This is a genomic window from Amycolatopsis jejuensis (assembly GCF_000717335.1).
Taxonomy (GTDB): Bacteria; Actinomycetota; Actinomycetes; order Mycobacteriales; family Pseudonocardiaceae; genus Amycolatopsis; species Amycolatopsis jejuensis.
Genome location: NZ_JNYZ01000047.1, coordinates 1 through 17,749, shown reverse-complemented (window position 1 = coordinate 17,749; position 17,749 = coordinate 1). Strand labels below are relative to the sequence as shown.

General features: G+C 67.7%; 15 protein-coding genes. 6 read left to right on the top strand and 9 right to left on the bottom strand.

The window, feature by feature from the left end; all coding sequences use genetic code 11:
* Positions 1-17 precede the first annotated feature (17 nt).
* From OO71_RS41975 to OO71_RS41965, 3 genes are read left to right on the top strand one after another with little or no spacing between them, the layout of a single operon-like run.
* Entirely contained in the window at positions 18-998 is a 981-nt protein-coding gene (locus tag OO71_RS41975; RefSeq protein ID WP_033295655.1) for an LLM class flavin-dependent oxidoreductase, read from the top strand.
* 28 nt (positions 999-1,026) lie between these two features.
* Positions 1,027-2,280, top strand: coding sequence for an acyl-CoA dehydrogenase family protein (locus OO71_RS41970; protein ID WP_051793020.1), 1,254 nt, complete (start codon positions 1,027-1,029; stop codon positions 2,278-2,280).
* Complete coding sequence (locus tag OO71_RS41965; protein ID WP_033295677.1) at positions 2,277-3,473, top strand: CaiB/BaiF CoA transferase family protein; 1,197 nt, start codon at positions 2,277-2,279, stop codon at positions 3,471-3,473. The genes OO71_RS41970 and OO71_RS41965 overlap by 4 nt, the downstream gene beginning before the upstream one ends.
* Before the next feature lie 29 nt (positions 3,474-3,502).
* Here OO71_RS41965 and OO71_RS41960 read toward each other — a convergent pair whose 3' ends face one another.
* The 7 genes from OO71_RS41960 to OO71_RS41930 all read right to left on the bottom strand — a co-directional run bounded on the left by OO71_RS41960 (position 3,503) and on the right by OO71_RS41930 (position 11,243).
* Positions 3,503-4,657 carry an acyl-CoA dehydrogenase family protein gene (locus tag OO71_RS41960; protein WP_051793016.1) on the bottom strand — a complete coding sequence of 385 codons (1,155 nt, stop codon included), beginning with the start codon at positions 4,655-4,657 and terminating at the stop codon, positions 3,503-3,505.
* The gene (locus tag OO71_RS41955) at positions 4,654-6,096 is read right to left on the bottom strand and encodes an MmgE/PrpD family protein (RefSeq protein WP_033295654.1); all 1,443 of its coding nucleotides are present in this window, start codon (positions 6,094-6,096) and stop codon (positions 4,654-4,656) included. The genes OO71_RS41960 and OO71_RS41955 overlap by 4 nt, the downstream gene beginning before the upstream one ends.
* Positions 6,074-6,865, bottom strand: a complete 792-nt coding sequence (locus OO71_RS48035) for a hypothetical protein (RefSeq protein WP_051793014.1) — start codon at positions 6,863-6,865, stop codon at positions 6,074-6,076. The genes OO71_RS41955 and OO71_RS48035 overlap by 23 nt, the downstream gene beginning before the upstream one ends.
* On the bottom strand, positions 6,865-7,656 hold the full coding sequence (locus tag OO71_RS41945) for a CoA transferase subunit A (RefSeq protein WP_051793012.1): 792 nt from the start codon (positions 7,654-7,656) through the stop codon (positions 6,865-6,867). The genes OO71_RS48035 and OO71_RS41945 overlap by 1 nt, the downstream gene beginning before the upstream one ends.
* Before the next feature lie 32 nt (positions 7,657-7,688).
* A complete protein-coding gene (locus OO71_RS41940) occupies positions 7,689-8,822 on the bottom strand; it encodes a zinc-binding dehydrogenase (protein WP_033295653.1) in 1,134 nt (377 codons plus the stop codon).
* A 29-nt stretch (positions 8,823-8,851) separates the two neighbouring features.
* A complete protein-coding gene (locus tag OO71_RS41935; protein WP_063740185.1) occupies positions 8,852-10,186 on the bottom strand; it encodes an MFS transporter in 1,335 nt (444 codons plus the stop codon).
* Between the two features lie 121 nt (positions 10,187-10,307).
* Positions 10,308-11,243, bottom strand: a complete 936-nt coding sequence (locus tag OO71_RS41930) for an SDR family oxidoreductase (protein WP_162186175.1) — start codon at positions 11,241-11,243, stop codon at positions 10,308-10,310.
* A gap of 19 nt (positions 11,244-11,262) precedes the next feature.
* Here OO71_RS41930 and OO71_RS41925 point away from each other — a divergent pair, with 19 nt between their 5' ends.
* Positions 11,263-13,281 carry an NADPH-dependent 2,4-dienoyl-CoA reductase gene (locus OO71_RS41925; RefSeq protein ID WP_033295651.1) on the top strand — a complete coding sequence of 673 codons (2,019 nt, stop codon included), beginning with the start codon at positions 11,263-11,265 and terminating at the stop codon, positions 13,279-13,281.
* A gap of 155 nt (positions 13,282-13,436) precedes the next feature.
* On the opposite strand, the gene OO71_RS41920 is transcribed toward OO71_RS41925, so the two are convergent.
* Complete coding sequence (locus tag OO71_RS41920; protein ID WP_156096825.1) at positions 13,437-13,682, bottom strand: hypothetical protein; 246 nt, start codon at positions 13,680-13,682, stop codon at positions 13,437-13,439.
* Between the two features lie 2,308 nt (positions 13,683-15,990).
* Between OO71_RS41920 and OO71_RS41910 the strand changes: the two genes are divergently transcribed.
* Both OO71_RS41910 and OO71_RS53040 read left to right on the top strand, forming a co-directional pair.
* Positions 15,991-16,425 carry a cupin domain-containing protein gene (locus tag OO71_RS41910; protein WP_033295648.1) on the top strand — a complete coding sequence of 145 codons (435 nt, stop codon included), beginning with the start codon at positions 15,991-15,993 and terminating at the stop codon, positions 16,423-16,425.
* A gap of 494 nt (positions 16,426-16,919) precedes the next feature.
* A complete protein-coding gene (locus OO71_RS53040; RefSeq protein WP_281178533.1) occupies positions 16,920-17,051 on the top strand; it encodes a hypothetical protein in 132 nt (43 codons plus the stop codon).
* A gap of 99 nt (positions 17,052-17,150) precedes the next feature.
* On the opposite strand, the gene OO71_RS50695 is transcribed toward OO71_RS53040, so the two are convergent.
* Entirely contained in the window at positions 17,151-17,504 is a 354-nt protein-coding gene (locus OO71_RS50695) for a Rossmann-fold NAD(P)-binding domain-containing protein (protein WP_156096824.1), read from the bottom strand.
* Between the last annotated feature and the right edge of the window lie 245 nt (positions 17,505-17,749).

The following is a 17,749-nucleotide window of genomic DNA, read 5'->3' as shown; positions in this document are numbered from 1 at the left end:
CCGTCACGAGGAGCGTCATGCAGTTCGGCTTGAACGTGATCCAGACCCAGCCGGTGTTCGACACCACGATTCGCCAAGCGCTGCTTGCCGAGAGCCTCTGCTACGACGTGGTCTGGATGCACGAGCACCATTCGAAGGCCGCGCCCAGCCACTCGTCGCCCATGCTCGGGCTTGCGTTGCTCGCGGGGCGCACCCGGCGCATCCGGCTGGGCACGAACATGCTGTTGCTGCCGCTGCACTGTCCCCTCACCGTCGCCGAGGAATCGGCCGAACTCGACGCCATCAGTGGCGGCCGCTTCATCCTGGGCATCGCAGCCGGATACACGCCGCACGAATTCGAGGCGTTCGGGGTATCGCTGACCGACCGTGGCAGGCGGATGGACGAGGGCCTCCGGCTCATCCGGGGCACGTGGGACGGCACCGCCGTCCACCACGCGCCGGTGGGCAGCGATGCGTTCGCCTTGTTCCCGCCGCCGCGGCAGACGCCGGGGCCGCCGATCTACGTGGGCGGGTTGGCGCGGGCGGCGATCCGCCGAGCCGCGTTGCTGGGCGACGGGTACGTGCTCAGCTCGGGCACTGCGGCCGATGAGCTGCCCGCGCGCATCGCGGCGTATCACGATGCGCTCACCGCGGTGGCGCCCGGGACCGCGCCGCGGCTGCCGCTGGCGCTCAACCGGGTGGTCCACGTCGTGGGAAGCAGGGCCGAAAAGGAGGAAGCGGAACGCTTCTTTTCCGAGGCTCTGCTGAGTACTTACGTCAGCCTGCGGCACGACGACGTCCTCGCCAGGGAGCAGGAGTTCCGCCGCACGCCCGCGGAGGTCGCCGGGCTGCACTTCGTGATCGGTGAGCCCGGCGAGTGCATCGAGCGGTTCGCCGAGTTCGCGGAACTGGGGATCGGCCACGTCAACTGCCTGATGAACTTCGGTGGCCCCGACCCGGAACGCGTCGAGAAGTCGATCGTCAGGCTGGGGGAGGACGTTCTACAGGCATTCGCCTGACCCGGAGCACGAAAAGGAAGGGGCGGAAATGCCGAGCACGGTTGCCTACACCGCACCGGAAAGCATGGGAATGCTCCCGCCGGAACTGGCGGACATCAAGAAGCTGGCCAGGGAGGTCGTCGAGAAGGAATGCATTCCGCTGGAGGCGGAATTCCTCGGCACCGACCCGCGCACCGTGGACCAGGGGAGTGTGCTGACTCTCGGCGACCACCGGGGCCGCAACGGCGCGTTGCCCGCAGCCACCTGGGAGCGCCTCCGCCAGGTCGCGCTCGACACCGGACTGTTCACTGTGGACTTGCCCGTGGAACTCGGCGGGCTGGGGCTGGGTGCGCTCGGTTCGTTCGTCGTCGCCGAGGAGCTGAACCGCAGCCTGGTGCAGTTGCCGGTGGCGAAGGTACCCGGTGCGCTTTACCGCTGTGAAGGCACGCAACGGGAGCGCTACCTGTATCCGGTGGTGGCGGGGGAGAAGCGGTTCGCGTTCGCCCTCACCGAGCCGGAGTCCGGTTCGGACGCGACCCGCATCAGGACCCGGGCGACCCGGTCTGGCCCCGGCACCTGGCGGATTCGCGGGGAGAAGACCTTCATCTCCGGTGCCGACGAGGCGGACTTCGTCATGCTCGTCGCCTCCGTGCGGGAAAACGGGGACGAACGCGGAAAACCCACGTTGTTCCTGATCGACCGGGAGGTGCCGGGCATCGACATCACGCCGCTGCGGATGTGGCACACCGCGGCGCCGCATCAGTTCACGATGCACGTCGACGTGGAGGTCGGCGACGAGCAGATGCTCGGCGGCGTCGGGGAGGGTTTCCGGCTCGCACAGCACTTCCTGGTCATCCACGACCGGTTGTCTCGCGGAGCCCTGGCCTGCGGCATCCTGTCGCGGTGCCTCGAGCTGGCCACGGACTGGGTCACGCAGCGGTCGTCGTTCGGCGCGCCGCTGGCCGACCGGCAGGCCATCCAGTGGGCGCTCACCGACGTGCTGATGATCCTGAAATCGATCCGCGCCGTTTCCTACGAATGCGCGGCGAAAGCCGATCAGGGCGAGGACGTGCGCACGCTGGCCGCCATGGCCAAGTTCATGGGTGGCAACTGGGGTCATCGGGCGATCGACGCGATCATGCAGATCTTCGGTGGACTGGGCGAAAGCGAGGAGTTCCCGGTCGTGCACTGGTACCGCAACCTCCGGCATGCCCGGATCGGCGGAGGTACCGACGAGGTGCAGCGGATTCTGATGGCTCGCGCGCTTCTCTCCGGTTCGGGCGGTGCGCTGTGGGAGGCGTGAGCGGGACGGGTACCGGCCTGCTCGACGGCGTCCGGGTGCTGGAGGTCGGGCAGCTGGTCGCCGGTCCGTATGCGGCGTGCCTGCTGGCCGAGATGGGTGCGGACGTGGTGAAGATCGAGCCTCCGCGGCGCGGGGACACCAGCCGCCTGCTGCTGTCCGGCGGCCGCCCGTACCTGTGGTGGATCGAGAACCGGAACAAGCGGTGCGTGACGCTCGACCTCACCACCGACGCGGGGCGCGAGCTGTTCCTCGGGCTGGTCGAACGGGCCGACGTGCTCGTCGAGAACAACCGGCCGGGGACTCTGGAGCGCTGGGGGCTGGGCGAAGACGTACTGCGGGCCGCGAACGAAGGCCTTGTCCTGGTGCGGATTTCCGGCTTCGGGCAGAACGGCCCTTATCGCGACCGGCCGGCGACCGACCGGCAGGCGCTGGCGATGGCCGGGATTTCCTACCTGACCGGACATCCCGATGCGCCACCCGTGCGGCCCGGGGTCCCGGTCGCCGACTACGTCGCCGGCGTGCACGGCGCTTTGTCGGCCCTCGCCGGGGTGTTCGCCCGCCGGGTCAACGCGGCGCCCGGCGAGACGGTGGACATCTCGCTGCTCGACGGAATGCTGCGGATGACCCAGGGCCTGGTCCAGGAATACCTCGACACCGGCACGCCCCGCGAACGCACCGGGAACCGCAACCCGTCCGTACCCGGCGAGGCCTTTCGCAGCGCGGACGGGGTCTGGCTGATGATCTCCGTGGGCACCGACCGGAATTGGCAGCACCTCGCGGCCGCGGTGAATCGCCGCGACTGGGCCGACGATCCCGGTCTCGCACACAATGAGGGCCGGCGGCAGCGCGAAGAAGAGCTTGTCGACGGGGTGGCGGCCTGGGTGCGGGAACGCGACGCCGCCGAGATCGAGAAGGTGCTTGCGGAGCACGGCGTGCCGTGCGGCCGGTTCTTCACCGCCGCCGACCTGCTCGGTGACCCGCACCTGGAGCACCGCGGCGCACATGTCACGATCGAAACCGGTGATGGCGCCACGGTCGCCATGCCCGCACCCGTCGGGCGGTTTTCCCAGGCACACCATCCGGTTCGCCACGCGGGGCCGCAGCTGGGCGCGCACAACCGCGAGATCTACGGCGGATTGCTGGGCGTGCCGGAAGCCCGCCTCGACGAACTTCGCGAGGCGGGCGTCATCTGAGGCGGGCGCCGCCGGCAGCGTGGTCGGTGTCAGCCTCGGACGGCACTGAGCCCGAGCAGCTCCCGCCCGGCAATGAGCTGCTGGATCTGCGTGGTCCCGTCCGGGATCGTCAGCATCCGGGCATCGCGGAACAGCTTTTCGACGCCGAGTTCCACGCTCAGGCCCATCGCACCGTGCACCTGCATGGCCATGCTGGTGACCTTGACGGCCGCCTCGGTCGCGTAAGCCTTCGCGACCGCCGACTCGTACCGGGCGGGCTTCCCGGCGTCCAGCAGATGAAGTGCCCGGTAGCAGAGGTAACGGCTGGTGTCGACCAGCGTCGACATCTCCACCAGCAGGTGCTGGACCAGCTGAAAGGAGCCGATCGGCCGGCCGAACTGGGTGCGCTGCCGGGCGTGCGCGAGGCTGCGGGCAAGAGCTTCGCGGGCGAGGTGCACTGCGATCAAGCCGATGCACGGGCGATGGGACAGCCAGGACAAGGCATACACCTCGGTGCCCTCGCCGGGTTCGCCGACGAGATGGGTGCCGGGAACCACGCAGTCGTCGAAGGTCACCTCGGCCATGTGATGGCGGCGCAGGCCGATCATCTCGGTGGGCCGGATCGTGAACGGCGACTGCGTGCGATCGACCAGCAGCCTGCCGATCCTGGCCCGGCCGCGTTCGTCCGTGCCGAAACTGGCGGCGACGAGCAGGACGTCGGCAACGGCGGCCTGGCTGCTCCAGATCTTGGTCCCGGTGACGACGTAGTGGTCGTCCTCGCGGCGGGCCTTGGTGCTGATACTGCTCAGGTCGGAACCGGCTCCCGGTTCGCTGATCGCGGAGCCGGCCAGCAGCCGCCCGGAGGCGAGCCCTTCCACGTAACGATCCCGCACCTCGGCGGTGCACCCGTGGTGCAGACGGAAGAGCGCGAGGTCGTTGCCGCTCGCGTCCATCGCCACCTCGGCCGGCAGTTCCTCGTACAGGATCCCGAGCTGGACGTAGCTCATGCCGGCGCCGCCCGCCTCGCTCGGCAGCCGCGCGCTGAGAATCCCCAGCGGTGCGACCATCCGCATGATCCGCTGGACCGTCTCCCGCGGCATCGGGGCGTCGGGCAACGCATCGAGGTAAGGCTGGAGTTCCTTCTCGGTGAACTCGCGTGCGGTGGTGCGCAGCAGTTCTTCTTCGTCGTCGAATTCCAGCCTCATTGCGTTGCCCCCGAACAGAATCGACGGAGCAGCTCGTGGCAGGACCCGAGCCGGTCGATCTCGCGGAGGCGGGTCGCGAGTTCCTTGCCCTCGCCGGGACCGATGGCCAGGTCCGCGGCGTCGAGGCAGTCGGTGAACTTCGTGACGACGGAGTCCCATGACATCGGGTTGTCCACCGACCCGAAGGCGTGGTCGGCCCGAGCCTCGATGGTGCGGCCACCGGCCAGGTGCACTACGACGATCCCCGGACCGAAACCGGGCCGCTCGGTGACGATCGTGTCGTCGACGCGCCAGCCGACCAGTTCGGCAAGGTCGTGCGCCCGTTCATCGGCGAGGCCGGCCGCGGTGAAATCGCGAAGCGTGACGGTGCCGTGGGCCAGGTATTTGCCGAGCTGGAAAGGCAAACTGAACTTCGCATCGATGCCGCGGGCCGGCCGGATGCGTTCGGCGCGCGGTTCACACTGTGCGCGGAGCAGTCCGCCTTCGCCGACGACCTCGATCCGCGCCATCTCGGCGATGTCCACGTCGTTGGCCCGCAACAGTTTCTCGAGGGCGGTGAGGTAGAACTGCGAATAGCCGCAGCACGGCCATGCCTTGAGCCCGAGGGTTTCCCCGAGCCAGCGTTCGCCGAGGCCGTCGAGCAGTGCGCTGCGGTCGTAGTCGCCGTCGAAGTACTGGGCGAAGTAGCCGAACTCGCCTTCGAGAATCTGCGCATCGCCGGGGCAGCCGGCTTGCGCGAGCAGCGCCGCGGTGAGCCCGGCGCGAGCGTTGAAGCCGTCGCGGATCGCCCGGTACGTGGAGCCCATGCCGGCGGCGGCTTGCATGGTCCCGGCGGTCTGGTGGACCGCGAGTGCGATCGCGTCGCGAATGCCGGTGGGGGAGAGGCCGAGCAGCTTGGCTGCGCCAACTGCGGCGGCGACCGCGCCTGGCACCGACGGCAACCAGCCGTATTCGGTGATCGACCGGCGCAGGGCGGTGCCGAGCCGTACCGCGACGTCCTGGCCCGCGGCCAGCGCGGTGAGCAGGGTTTGGCCCGACACGTCGATGCCGGCGGCGTGCCGTTCCAAGGTGAATGGAACGATCGCCGCGAGAATCGGGGCCGATGGGTGGACGACGGCGATGTCGTGGATGTCGTCGTAGTCGAGAGCGTGCCCGAGCGAACCCATCCAGAACGATGCGTCCATGAGGCTGAGCGGCCAGCCGTGGACGAATGCGGGCAGTTCGCCTCCGGTCTGGCGCTCGACCATCCGGCGCACCGGCGCCAGTTCGTCGCGAGCTGCTCCCGTCGCAGCGGCGCACACCCCGAGGGTGTCGACCAGGCCGCGGCGTGCGTTGTCGACGGCAGCGGGGGACAGATCCGCGAACGTCAGAGCCGACACCGCCTCGCCGATGGCAGCCGCGAGGTCGGTCACCGGTTCAGGTGCTGCGAAGCCGGCCATCGGGATCCACCTCCGTCCGCAGGATGTGCAATTCTTCGGCGGTCGGGAGCGCGGTGACGCCGGCCCCGTCCGTCAGCAGCGGAAAGCCGGTCTTCCGGACCACTTCGCCGACGTCGTGCCCGGGATGTACCGAGACCAGGCGCATCGCCTCGCATACCGGGTCGTAACGCAGCACGGCGAGCGGCGTGACGATCGGTCCGGCCGGTGCCCCAGCCGTTCCTCCGGCAGCGACGATCCTTCGCTGACCGGGTACCCCGGCAAAGGTCACTTCGGGTACCAGGACGCGCGGAGAGTGTTCGTGCAGCCAGATGAACAGGTGCTGGTTGCACACTGTCTGGCTGGCGCCGCCGGCGGTGCCGGGGCCGCGAAAGCCACCGGACGACGGGTCACCGGCCTGCACGAGGTTCAGGTTGCCGTACCCGTCGAGCTGGAGCCCGCCGTAGAAGGCCCAGTCGACTTCCCGGCGGTGCAGGAGGTCGAAGAGATCGCTCAGTCCGTGCGGGCGCCGGGCCGCGGCCGGGCTGAGTCCGCCCCCGACCGCGCGCAACCGGATCGACCGGGGGTCGAGCTCACCGTAGAAGGTGTGGATGTGCAGGCCGGGCGCATGCATGCGGGCAGCGAGCGCCACGGCGGCGGAGGGAACCTCGTTCCGGACTCCCGGAAGGATGCCGACCGTGCGGTCGGCGATCAGCCGGGAGAATTGGCATACCTGGAGCTCTTGCAGCGAAGACGGCGCGCGGACGTCGCTCGCGGAGACAACGGTGCTCATCAGGCGCTCACCACGGTTTCCTCGAGGACGTTCTGCTCGACGTACCGCCGGATCCCGTCGGGATCCTCGGGGTAGTGACCGTCGCTCGCCAGCGGCCAGCACCCGCCGGGCGCTTCGACCACTGCGAGCGTCTTGTGCGCCCAGGTGAACGCGGTGCCGAGTTCGGCGAGCTGTTCGGTGTCGACGATCCGCTCGGCGGAGACGATGACCGCCTTGGCTGCGGCGCACAGCAGGTCGTCGTTGAAAGCGGAGTAGGCGAAAACCGCGCGGCCCCACCGGTCGGCGGCGGTCGCATGCACCAACGCGATGTCCGGCCGCATGGCGCGTACCGCTACCAGCGCCTCGCCGGTGAACGGGTCGGTGCTCGGATGCAACCAGTCCGGGGCTGCGGCGGCGTGGTCGCTCCCGATGCCGACGATCGTCGGCAGGGAGGGGAGGCCGTAGGCCGCGGCGCGTAACCCTGCGTTGATCATTCCCTGGTCGAGGTCGACGATGCGCACGGAGCCGTCCTTGGCCGCCTTGCGCAGGTTGGGGCCGACCGGGGCTACCGCGCCGGCGCTGACTGCCTGGATGAGCACGGTCGCCGCACAGCCCTGCCCGATCAGGAAGTCGACGTCGATCGACGTCGGCGCTGCGGCCAGCACCGTGAGGCCGGCCCGCCTGGACGCGGCGAGCGCGCGCAGCAAAGCCATCGGCTTGTTGGTGAGCCCGAGGCCGCCGACGCCGACGACACTGCCGTCCTGGACTGCCGACACGGCATCCGCCGGGCTCGAAAGAAGCCCCTGTTGCACCTGTGCCTCCTTCGGTAACTGATGGTTCGCTGTCATCCGACTTCTTGGGTGGCGATGATGGGTTTGATCTCGCGGCCGGAGCGCATCGCGTCGAAGGCTTCGCCCAGCTGGTCCAGCCGATACCGGTTGCCGAACAGGCGGTCCCAGTCGTAGCGGTCGGCGTAGCGCTCCATGAAGCTCAGTGCCGAGGCGTAGTGACCGATCCGGGCGCTGTACGAACCGCGCACGGTCAGCTGTTTGTTGACGACGTTGGCCGCGGAGACCGGCTGCAAGGCCCCGCCGACCGAGCCGACGGCCACCACGGTCGCCCCGCGCGCGGCGAGGTCCAGCGCCTCCGAAAACGCCCCGGTTGCGCCGGCGAACTCGAAGACGACGTCCGCGCCGCGTCCGGCCGTGAGGTTCTCGACGGCGGCTTTCCGGGCTTCCCGTTCCGGAGTCCGGGCGATCGAGATCGTGTCCGTGGCGCCCCATTCCCGGGCCAGATCGAGGCTGCCTGCCGGGTCACCCACCGTGATCAACCGGCGCGGGTGGTAGGTGGACAGGATGGCGGCAGCGAACAGGCCGAGCGGACCGGCGCCCTGTACCAGAACGGTATCGGTCGGACGGATCAGGGGGACCTTGTCCAGGCTTGCGATGACCGTCCGCAAGGCACAGCTCGCGGCGGACGCCCATTCGCTCTTCACCCCGTCGGGGACGCGGAGCCGGCCGGAACGAGGCCAGACGTAGCTGTGCGTGCCGAACGTCGCGGCCGTGTAAGGAAAGTCCTCGGCCGCCCACTGCATCCCGACCCTGCGGTTCTGGCACAGCACATCCTCGTGCAGCACCGTGCACTCGTGACACTGTCCGCAGCCTTCGCTCTCCCACACGACACGGTCACCGGGACGCAGCTCATGACCGACCGAATCGACCGTGCCCCGGGCCTGTTCGGTCACCACCCCGACGCCCTCGTGTCCGCTGCACAGCGGCAACCGCAGATCGAAGACCTTCGCGTAGTCACCGATCCACTGGTGGATGTCGCTCCCGCATACGGTGGCCAGTTCCATCTCGACGACGAGAGCGCCGTTTTCCGGCTCGGGAAGGGGAACATCGAGCATGACCGGGGTCTGGCCGTAGTCCTCGACCGCCGCGATCGTCGCGCGCCCTGGCGCCTGCGTCGGGTTTGCCATCGCTGCCTCCGTTCTGGTCGTTCTGCTGGTCAGTGAAGGTTTTCCGGGGTGGTGGACCGAGCCGGCGCCGCGACGTTTTCCAGGCGGCGTCCCCGGGTTTCTCCCATCCCGATGGCGCACACCAGGCTCAGCACGCTGAAAATGGCCAGGAGGAGGCCGAACGCAAACGTGCCGTAGGAGGCCACGAGAACGGCACCCAGCAACGGTGCGACACCTCCGCCGAGAATTCCGGCGCCGTTGTAGCAGACGGCCGTTGCCGTGTAGCGATAACGCGTCCGGAATTGTTCGGTGTACAGCCCGCCCAGCGGACCGTTGCCCAGCGCCGAAATGATCATCGTGACCGTGACGCCGATCCCGAAGGCCGCGATGGACGCTTGCTTGAGCAAGGGGAAGAGCAGCAGCGACCACACCACGCCGAAGGCGAGGGCGAACACCAGCGTCGGCCGCCGCCCGAACCGGTCCGACAGCGCCCCGCCGAGCAGCACGCCGATGGTGTACGCGGTCCCGCCGATGACGATGACCACGAAGACCGACGTGCGATGCAGGCCGAGATGGGTGGTGCCGTAGTTGGGCAGATACGTCGCGGCGATGTAGTAGAAGGCGAAGAGGATGACCGGGATCCCGGAACCGAAAAGGATTTGCCGCGGCTGGCTTTTCAGCGCTTCGACGAAGGGCGCCTTCGCCACGCCTCGCTCGACGGCTTCGTTCTTGAATACCGGCGTTTCCGCGAGCTTCAGCCGGATGTACAGGCCCAGTACGATGAGCGGAGCGGCGACGAGGAACGGGATGCGCCAGCCGATGCTGTTGAAGGCGTCGTCACTCATCGTCGAGCTGCAGATACTGAAGACGAGGGTGCCGAGTACCACCGAGACGCCGGCACCCGCCGTCGCAATCGAGGACCAGAACCCGCGGCTGTGCGCAGGCGCGTTCTCTGACGAAAACAGCGTGGCCCCAGCCCATTCACCGCCGGCTGCGAGTCCCTGCAGCATGCGCAGCAGCAGGAGCGCAATGGGGGCCGCGACGCCGATTTGGCTGCTGGTGGGAAGTACGCCGACCAGTGTCGTGGCGCCGCCCATCATCAGCAGCGTTATGACGAGGGTTTTCTTCCGGCCGAGCCGATCGCCGAAGTGACCGAAGAGGATCGCCCCTGCCGGGCGGAGAAGGAATGCCACTGCCTGGGTGGCCAGCGCCGCGATCGTCCCGCCGGCAGCGCCCAGCGCGGGAAAGTACGCGTGGCCGAATACCAGCCCGGCAGCCGTGCCGTAAATGACGAAGTCGTACAGCTCGATGCAGTTTCCCACGAAGCTCGAGATCGCGACCCGCTTGGACATGCGCTGCCTGCCGTTCGGGACCTGACGTGCCATGACCACGCCCTCTCTGGGAGATGGGAGCAACAGTGCGCCCCGCGGTGTGTGACGGCTGCCACCGACGGGCACAACCTATTCCCGGCGCTTGTCAATGTCAACCATGCGATCGGCTTTCAACTCATAAGTTGAAGTATGGTCCACGCGGGGCGGCTGTGTCCCAGAACCGTGCCACGTCCGTGGCCTGGGCATTGAGTCGGCCGATCACGAACTCGGCCGCGTCTCGTCCGGTCACTGCGTAGTGCGCGCCGCGCTCCACGGCGTCGAGTGCGGTCTCGGCAACGGAGGCCGGCGACAGCTCGGACAGGCCGATGTCGACCCGGTCCGGCCAGGACGCCCGGATCGACGGGCGTGCGGGTGCGTGAGCGTCCTCGAGCAACTTCGTGGAGACCGGTCCGGGGCACAGGCACGTCACCCCGATGTCGATGCCCAGCGCCGCGAACTCGTTCGCAAGGCTCTCGGAGAGGGCTGCGACGGCATGTTTGCTCGCCGCGTAAACCCCGTTGCCGCCGCCGGGCTTGATCGAAAGTCCCAGGTATGAGCAGGTGGTGAGCACGTGCCCGCTGCCTTGCTGGACCATTGATGGGACGAATGCCCTGACGCTGTTGAGCATGCCGGAAACATTGACGCGCCACACGCGATCCGCGTCGGCAGCGTCCACCTGCCACAAGGGGATGCGCGGTAGTCCGACACCGGCGTTGCAGCACAACAGATCGACCGCCCCGAACTCGTCGCCGATCCGCCGCGCCGCCGCCGACATCGCCGCGCCGTCCCGCACATCCACGCTTACCTCGTGCACCTGATCGCCGGATTCCGCCCGGGTCTCCCGGTCGAGGGAAACCACGCGCAGTCCTCGCGTGGTCAGCGCCTCGGCCAGTGCCCGTCCGATGCCGTTCGATCCTCCGGTGACCACGGCCAGCCGGCCCCGGGACAGCTGAATAACCATGCCAAGACTCCAGTTCGTTCCAGTGTCGGATAAAAGATCAACCACCAGGATGATACTTGAACGTTCGGTTGAGAAATGATAGCTTGCGGCAGCAATGCTTGCCTGGGACATGTCGCGACGCGGAGGTCTGATGGAGCAGTTCGCCCGGCTTCTGGAACCCATCACCATCGGCTCCCTCCGGTTGCCGAACCGGATGGTCATGGGCGGGATGCACACGCGGCTGGACACGCTCGACCGTCCGGTGGAGCGCCAGATGGCCTTCTTCGCCCGCCGGGCCCGTGGCGGTGCGGCACTGCTGATCACCAATGGCATCGCGCCCAATGCGGCCGGCCGGATGGACCATGACTCGGCGGTGCTGAACGAGGACGCACCGCTCGACGACTACCGGCGGATCGCGGCAGCGGTACACGATGCCGGTGGACGAATCGCGGTGCAGTTGCTGCACGCCGGCCGCTACGGCAAGCACGAGGACTGCGTGGGCCCGTCCAGTGCGCAGGCGCGGATCAACAGGTTCAGTCCGCGACGGCTTTCGGCCGGCGAGGTCTGGCAGACGGTGGCGGACTTCGGCGTCGCTGCCCGCTTGGCTCGGGAGGCCGGTTTCGACGGCGTGGAGGTGATGGCCGGCGAGGGGTATCTCATCAACGAGTTCCTCGCCGGACTCACCAACGACCGCGACGACGAGTTCGGCGGCAGCTTCGAGAACCGGACGCGGCTCGCGCGGGAGATCATCGCCGCGATGCGAGCCGCTGTCGGTGCGGGGTTCCCCATCATCTGGCGGATGTCGGCGATCGACCTGGTGGAAGGCGGATTCACTGCCGCGGAGACCGTCGAGATGGCCCGCATCGCGGAGGCAGCGGGAGCGGACGCGCTCGATGTCGGGGTCGGCTGGCACGAATCGCGGATCCCGACCATCGCGGCCAGTGTTCCGCGTGCGGCGTGGGCGTTCGCTGGCAGCCGGATCAAGCGGGCCGTGACCATTCCGGTCATCGGTGCGATCAGGGTCAACAAGCCGGAGGTCGGCGAACAGCTGCTCGCCGACGGGCACGCCGACCTGGTGCTGATGGCCCGGCCGTTTCTCGCGGATCCCGATTTTCCCCTCAAGGTCAAGGAGGGGCGGGCCGAGGATATCAACACGTGCATCGCGTGCAATCAGTCGTGTCTCGATCGGATGTTCAGCGAGCAGCCGGTCACCTGCTTGGTGAACCCTTTCGCGGGCCGGGAGCTGGAACTGGTCTCCCGGCCGGCAGTCCGGCCCAAGACGGTGGCCGTCGTCGGCGCTGGCCCGGCCGGGCTGACGTATGCGATCAACGCGGCCGAACGGGGTCATCAGGTCGTCCTGTTCGAACAGGACGATCGGATCGGCGGCCAGCTGAACCTCGCGCGGGTGGTGCCGGGCAAGTCTGAGTTCGACGAGATGCTGCGGTATTTCCGTGTTCGCCTGGCCAAGCTCGGCGTGGACGTGCGGCTTGCCACGCGCGCTACGGTCGAGCGTCTCGCCGCGGATCGCTTCGATTCGGTCGTCGTGGCAGCGGGTGTGCGGCCGCGGATACCGGCCATCGAGGGCGTCGGGCACCCGATGGTGCACACCTACGACGCAGTGCTCAGCGGAGAGGCGTCAGCCGGTCGGCGGGTGGCGATCGTCGGCGCCGGCGGCGTGGGTTTCGACGTTGCCGAGTTCCTCGCGGGTGATCCTCGGGAGTCGGTGGATCCGCAGGCCTTCTACGAAGCGTGGGGTATCGACCCGGAGCAGCAGTCGCCGGGTGGCGTCACAGCGCCACGCCGCCGGTCGCGGCCGCGTGAGATCACGATGTTTCAGCGCAAGAACGAGCGGATGGGAGCCGGGCTCGGCAAGACGACCGGGTGGATCCTGAAGTCGAAGCTGCGTGATGCCGGCGTGCGGATGGTCGTGGGTGCCTCCTACGACCGGATCGACGATGCCGGCCTGCATTACACGGTGGACGGTGAATCGCGGTGCGCTGGGGTCGACTCTGTCGTGCTGTGTGCGGGGCAGGAAAGCCAGTCCGGCCTCTATGACGAGTTGCTTGCCCTTGGCATTAAGGCGACGCTGATCGGTGGCGCGAATGTGGCTGCGGAGCTGGACGCCGCCCGAGCGATCGAGGAGGCGACTTACCGCGCCCTGGAACTGTGAGTGTTGCGCTGATGACGGGGCGCTCGCCTGGGTCTGGTTGTCGCGCCGTCGCCGGAAGGTGATTGCGATCTGGTGACGTAATGCGCGTCGTTGTTGCGTTCGCCGCGCCGGTTTCGACTTGCCGGGCAGTCTTGTCGCCGAGTTGGCCGAGGTTGTCAGATGGTGAGGTTGCGGTTCTGCGGATTCATGCTCGCCGCCGCCCTGACTGTGGCGGGGTGCGGGGGACAGCGGGTCGTGCCCGGTTCACCGGTGCCGCCTGATTCGCCCGTTCCGACGAGTTCGGTACCGGTCAGCGAGCCATCCGCGCCGCCGACGACGGTGTCGCCGGTTCCCAGCAGTACGAGTGCGGCAGTGCCGACATCGAAAAAGCCTGCCACTGTCAGGAAGACTCCGACGCGCAAGCCGCCTCGTTACGGGTACCAGTGCAGGGACGGCGATGAGGTGAAGTATGACGTGTGCGCTGGGCATAAGGCGTGGGTCGACGGGCAACGGGAGTTCACCGACTGCCTGGACAGTGGCGGTACGTGGGACATCGACAAGCAACGTTGCGCGCATTCTTGAATTTCGGGGCCGTGCGTGAGACAGGAAAGGCCGCGCGGGGCCATGCGGACGGCACGGTGGAGTTGAATGGTTTCTCCTTTGAGAACGGGGATTTCGACAATGCGGCCGTCGCTACGGGCTCTCCCAATCACCAATCCGGCAACGGGCCGGCTCGAACACGTCTGCGACGCCAGTTTGCAGTGTGGCACTGTCGCAATGCGCAATCAATGAGCCGAGAGGTGTCTGCCACCGGGCGGAGCGCGTCCTTTGTCGTGCTGGACGGCAGGTGATGTGTCACCGGAAAAATCGGCTTAGCGCATGCTTTGCGGTGAGAATCGGAGAGCCGTCCCCGAATCGGGGATGTCCAACCGGGAAATCCGCACAGCGGTTGCGTTCTGTGCCCGGGAGACACCGCCGAAATGGGGCTCGTAGGCTTCCGCTGCCTCAGCGCGTTCTCTTTGAGCAGATCTTCTTTATGCGCGGCACGTCGAGTGCGTGATGTTGCGCAGCGTGTCCGGGTTCACCGTCCCCGGCCGGCGCTACGATGGCCGCAGGCCGTCGCTGAGGGGCTCGGCTGGTGGCTCAATCGGGTGATCCTGCGAAACCCAAGGGATCTTGCCTCGAATGCTCGTCGCTGACCTGCATTTTCGCAGGTCAGCACACCGCTCAGCCCAGGAGGACTCATAATCCTTTGGCCGTCGGTTCGAGCCCGACCCGGCCCACCATCTGGTCTTTCCTATGGTATCTGACCAGGGAAATTGCGGCCATTGGACAATCTTGAGGCGGGTCTCGCCGGTGGTGCTCGAGCGGAGCACGGCGCTGGAATGCAAGGGATCTTCCGGGTACGACTGATGCCGTGACCGCGCTGGAGCCCGCACGGACCTCAGGGGGTTCGTTTCGGCCCGGAGGACGCAGCTGAAGGCCACGAGACGCCGCGATCGACACCTACGTCTCGAGCGTGGCCGTCATCGAGGAGGAGAATGTCTCGATGATGGCCACCGACGTCGGGCGCACGAACTCGAAGTAGTATTTCGAATATCTCCGGCAACAGCCGAATCTTCGCTCCGGTGCGTCGCTCTCGCACAATTACCTTGCCAAGCACTATCGGCACTTGCCGCGGCTCTGTCGAATGGCTCGATAGTGTGGAAGGCATCGTCGAGTCGTCTCCGTTCTCCGCGATGGAGGTTTTCCAAATCCCGGACAACCCGCCGACGGTGCTTCGGGAGGCCGAGCTGAAAGCGCTGTTGGCGACCACGGGAGATGTCGTACTTCGGGACCGGGCGGATCACGCAGGTGTCGACCGATTGCGGCGTCCGCATCGGAGAGTTGGCACCGTTGTGTCGCAAACCATGAGCGCGGCAGTTTCGACGTTGATGTCATTCGGGTTGTGGGAAAGGGCCGTCGTGCGCGAGGTGGCATGCAACCCGGCGACCGGCGAGGCGCTCAGCCTGGCACGGCCGCGGTAGTGCGGATCGCAGGCTGGCACAGTCGGTGGATGCTTGACCGCTATGGGGCTTTTGCGGCGGACGAACGCGCGCAGGCGGCCCCGGAAAGCTGAGGCACTGCTCTGCTCGGCGGTGTCGGTATGGTTTTGCCACCCACTTCTCCAGCGCTGGCGGGGAGGGCCGTTCGTCGAACTTGACGGATTGACGTTCGACAGGTTCAGAACTTGGCTGAGCGTGCGCGGGAATGGGTTGAAGCAGTGCGGTCCGCGCATGCCGACCAGGCTGGACAGTCCGCGCGCGTCGGGTGCGCGAAAGCGCGTTACGACGCGGTCCAGGCCGTAAAGGCGCAAGGCAAGACATCAAGGCGATCATGCGATAGGTCGATCCACGACCATCTCGCGCCGTGTCGCGAGCTGGGTGGCCGTGGCAGGACCATGCCAAAGTCCTCAATGGACTTACCCGGCGAATCCTGCTTGCCTGCCAATGACAGGAGCCGAGCCGATCAAGACTTAGGGGCGGGCTACGATGCCACGGCCACACCCGCGCCGCGAGCGACAGCCATGCATCCGAAGCACCACCGCGAGCGCTGCCACGTCGGGACGTGAGCGCATCCTCTTGCGTCACCGGACATGGCGACGGGAACCAACGGGCAATGTTGGCGCGGTCCCGATCAAGGCAGGGCTACGGTACGTGCACCGACTTGGAATGAAAGGGTTCTTCAGGCATGAGATCTTTTTCCCGGCTCGCGGTCGCGGCGGCCACCACCGTCGCCGCCGCAGTGGCTGTTCCTGCTGTCGCCGACGCGACGCCTCCCAAGGGCGTCACGGGAACGATCGTCTGGCAGAGCACGTTGGGGGGTAAGGACTACATCCTCCGGGAGATCAAGCTGGCTCCCGGGGGCACCACCGGCTGGCACTGGCACGACGGCACGCTGTACGCGGCGGTCCGTCAGGGCACGCTGACCCACAACCTGAGTGACTGCTCAGTGGATGGGATCTTCTCCGCGGGACAAACGCTCACCGAGCCGAGCGGGTCCGGGCACGTCCACATCGGACGGAATCAGGGGACCGTTCCGCTGATTCTCGATGTGCTGTATGTCAATCCGGCCGGAGCGCCGCTTTCGGAAGACGCGCCGAATCCCGGCTGCGAGTTCCCGTAAGGCGGGAACCTCGGCGACGACGACGCGCGAAACAGCGCCGGACTGCGTCGGGCGACCTGGGCGCACGGGGATGTGCTCCGCTCAGGATCTCGGGCGCGAGGACACGTAGGTGACGCGCCGGGCCTGCCGAGGGCCGGATCGACGCGATGCGGCAGGCAGGTCCGGGCTTCGCAGGTGCGCCACCGATGTCGTTGCCCAGCCGATCGCGCTGGCTTTCCCGCCGCTCGACCCACTGGCTGCGCGAGCCGGTTCCACGGGTTGTGGAGGGCTGCTGCGGTGCCGGCCCGCAGTGCCATGTCGGCAGGTTCGTGCGCCCGATGAGGATCGCGCCGGCTGCGAGGGTCGATCGGTGACCGGCGCGTTCTCCGGTGCCAGAACTCGCGAATTCGGCGGGAGGTTGGCGATGTCGAGGTTTCCTTCACGCCGGGCGGCGTGGAGCCCACCGCGCGACCGAGGTCATCGAGCCCGGCGGCCTCTCGCTGGACCACCCGCGCTTGCCGAACACCCTGACGATCTACGCCGCAGCGTTCGACGGACTCGTCGGCGCATCGAGCATTTACGCCGGAGCGGGCATGGTCGACGACCTCGCGAGGGTCGCAGATGTTGCCGGAGAGTTCGGCTGGTGACTGCGCGGCGACCCCTCGGGTTTCCCTTGCTGCGCAAGGCGCCGAACCCTACCGGGCGGCGGTCGAACAAACTCTGCTGGTCGCCTGCGCGGGTGCCGATTACTCGGCCTGGAGTTCGCGATCGCGGACAGAATCACGGGGATCATCCAGGTTCGCTACCCAGTCCGTGGTTGCGGCCTTTTCCCGCTTTGCCTCGTGTTCGGCGAGTCGCTCAGTCAGTGCGTCGTGCATAAAGGCGTAGGCGTCGCTGCCGAGGACAAACCTCCGGGGTGCTGGGTCGTGTCGTGCGCTCTCGACCATGGCCGTTGCGATTAGGACGGGGTCGCCGGGGCCTGGTGGCGCCTCGCGCAGGGTTGCTGCCGGGGTTCCGTCGTAGGCGGTGAGTGGATGGGCCAGTTCGGCGCTTCGGTCGCGGAAGCCGGTGCGCACCACGCCGGGTTCGACGAGTGTCACTCCGATTCCGAAGGACGCGATCTCCTGGTGCCGGGCCCGGCGGGCAACGGATCGTTCGCTGGGACGCCGCCGCGGGGCCGGGACCACGGTCGGGTACGCAGCGGTACAAATCGCGCTTTCGCCGGCACGCTGCCGAGCTGAGCCTTTCGGGGATGCCTGGTGGCAAGGTTGTCCTGCGGATTGCTTATGCGGTCGGGGCGGGTTCGAGTACGACTACCGGGATTGTTCGCTCGGTGTAGGTTGCA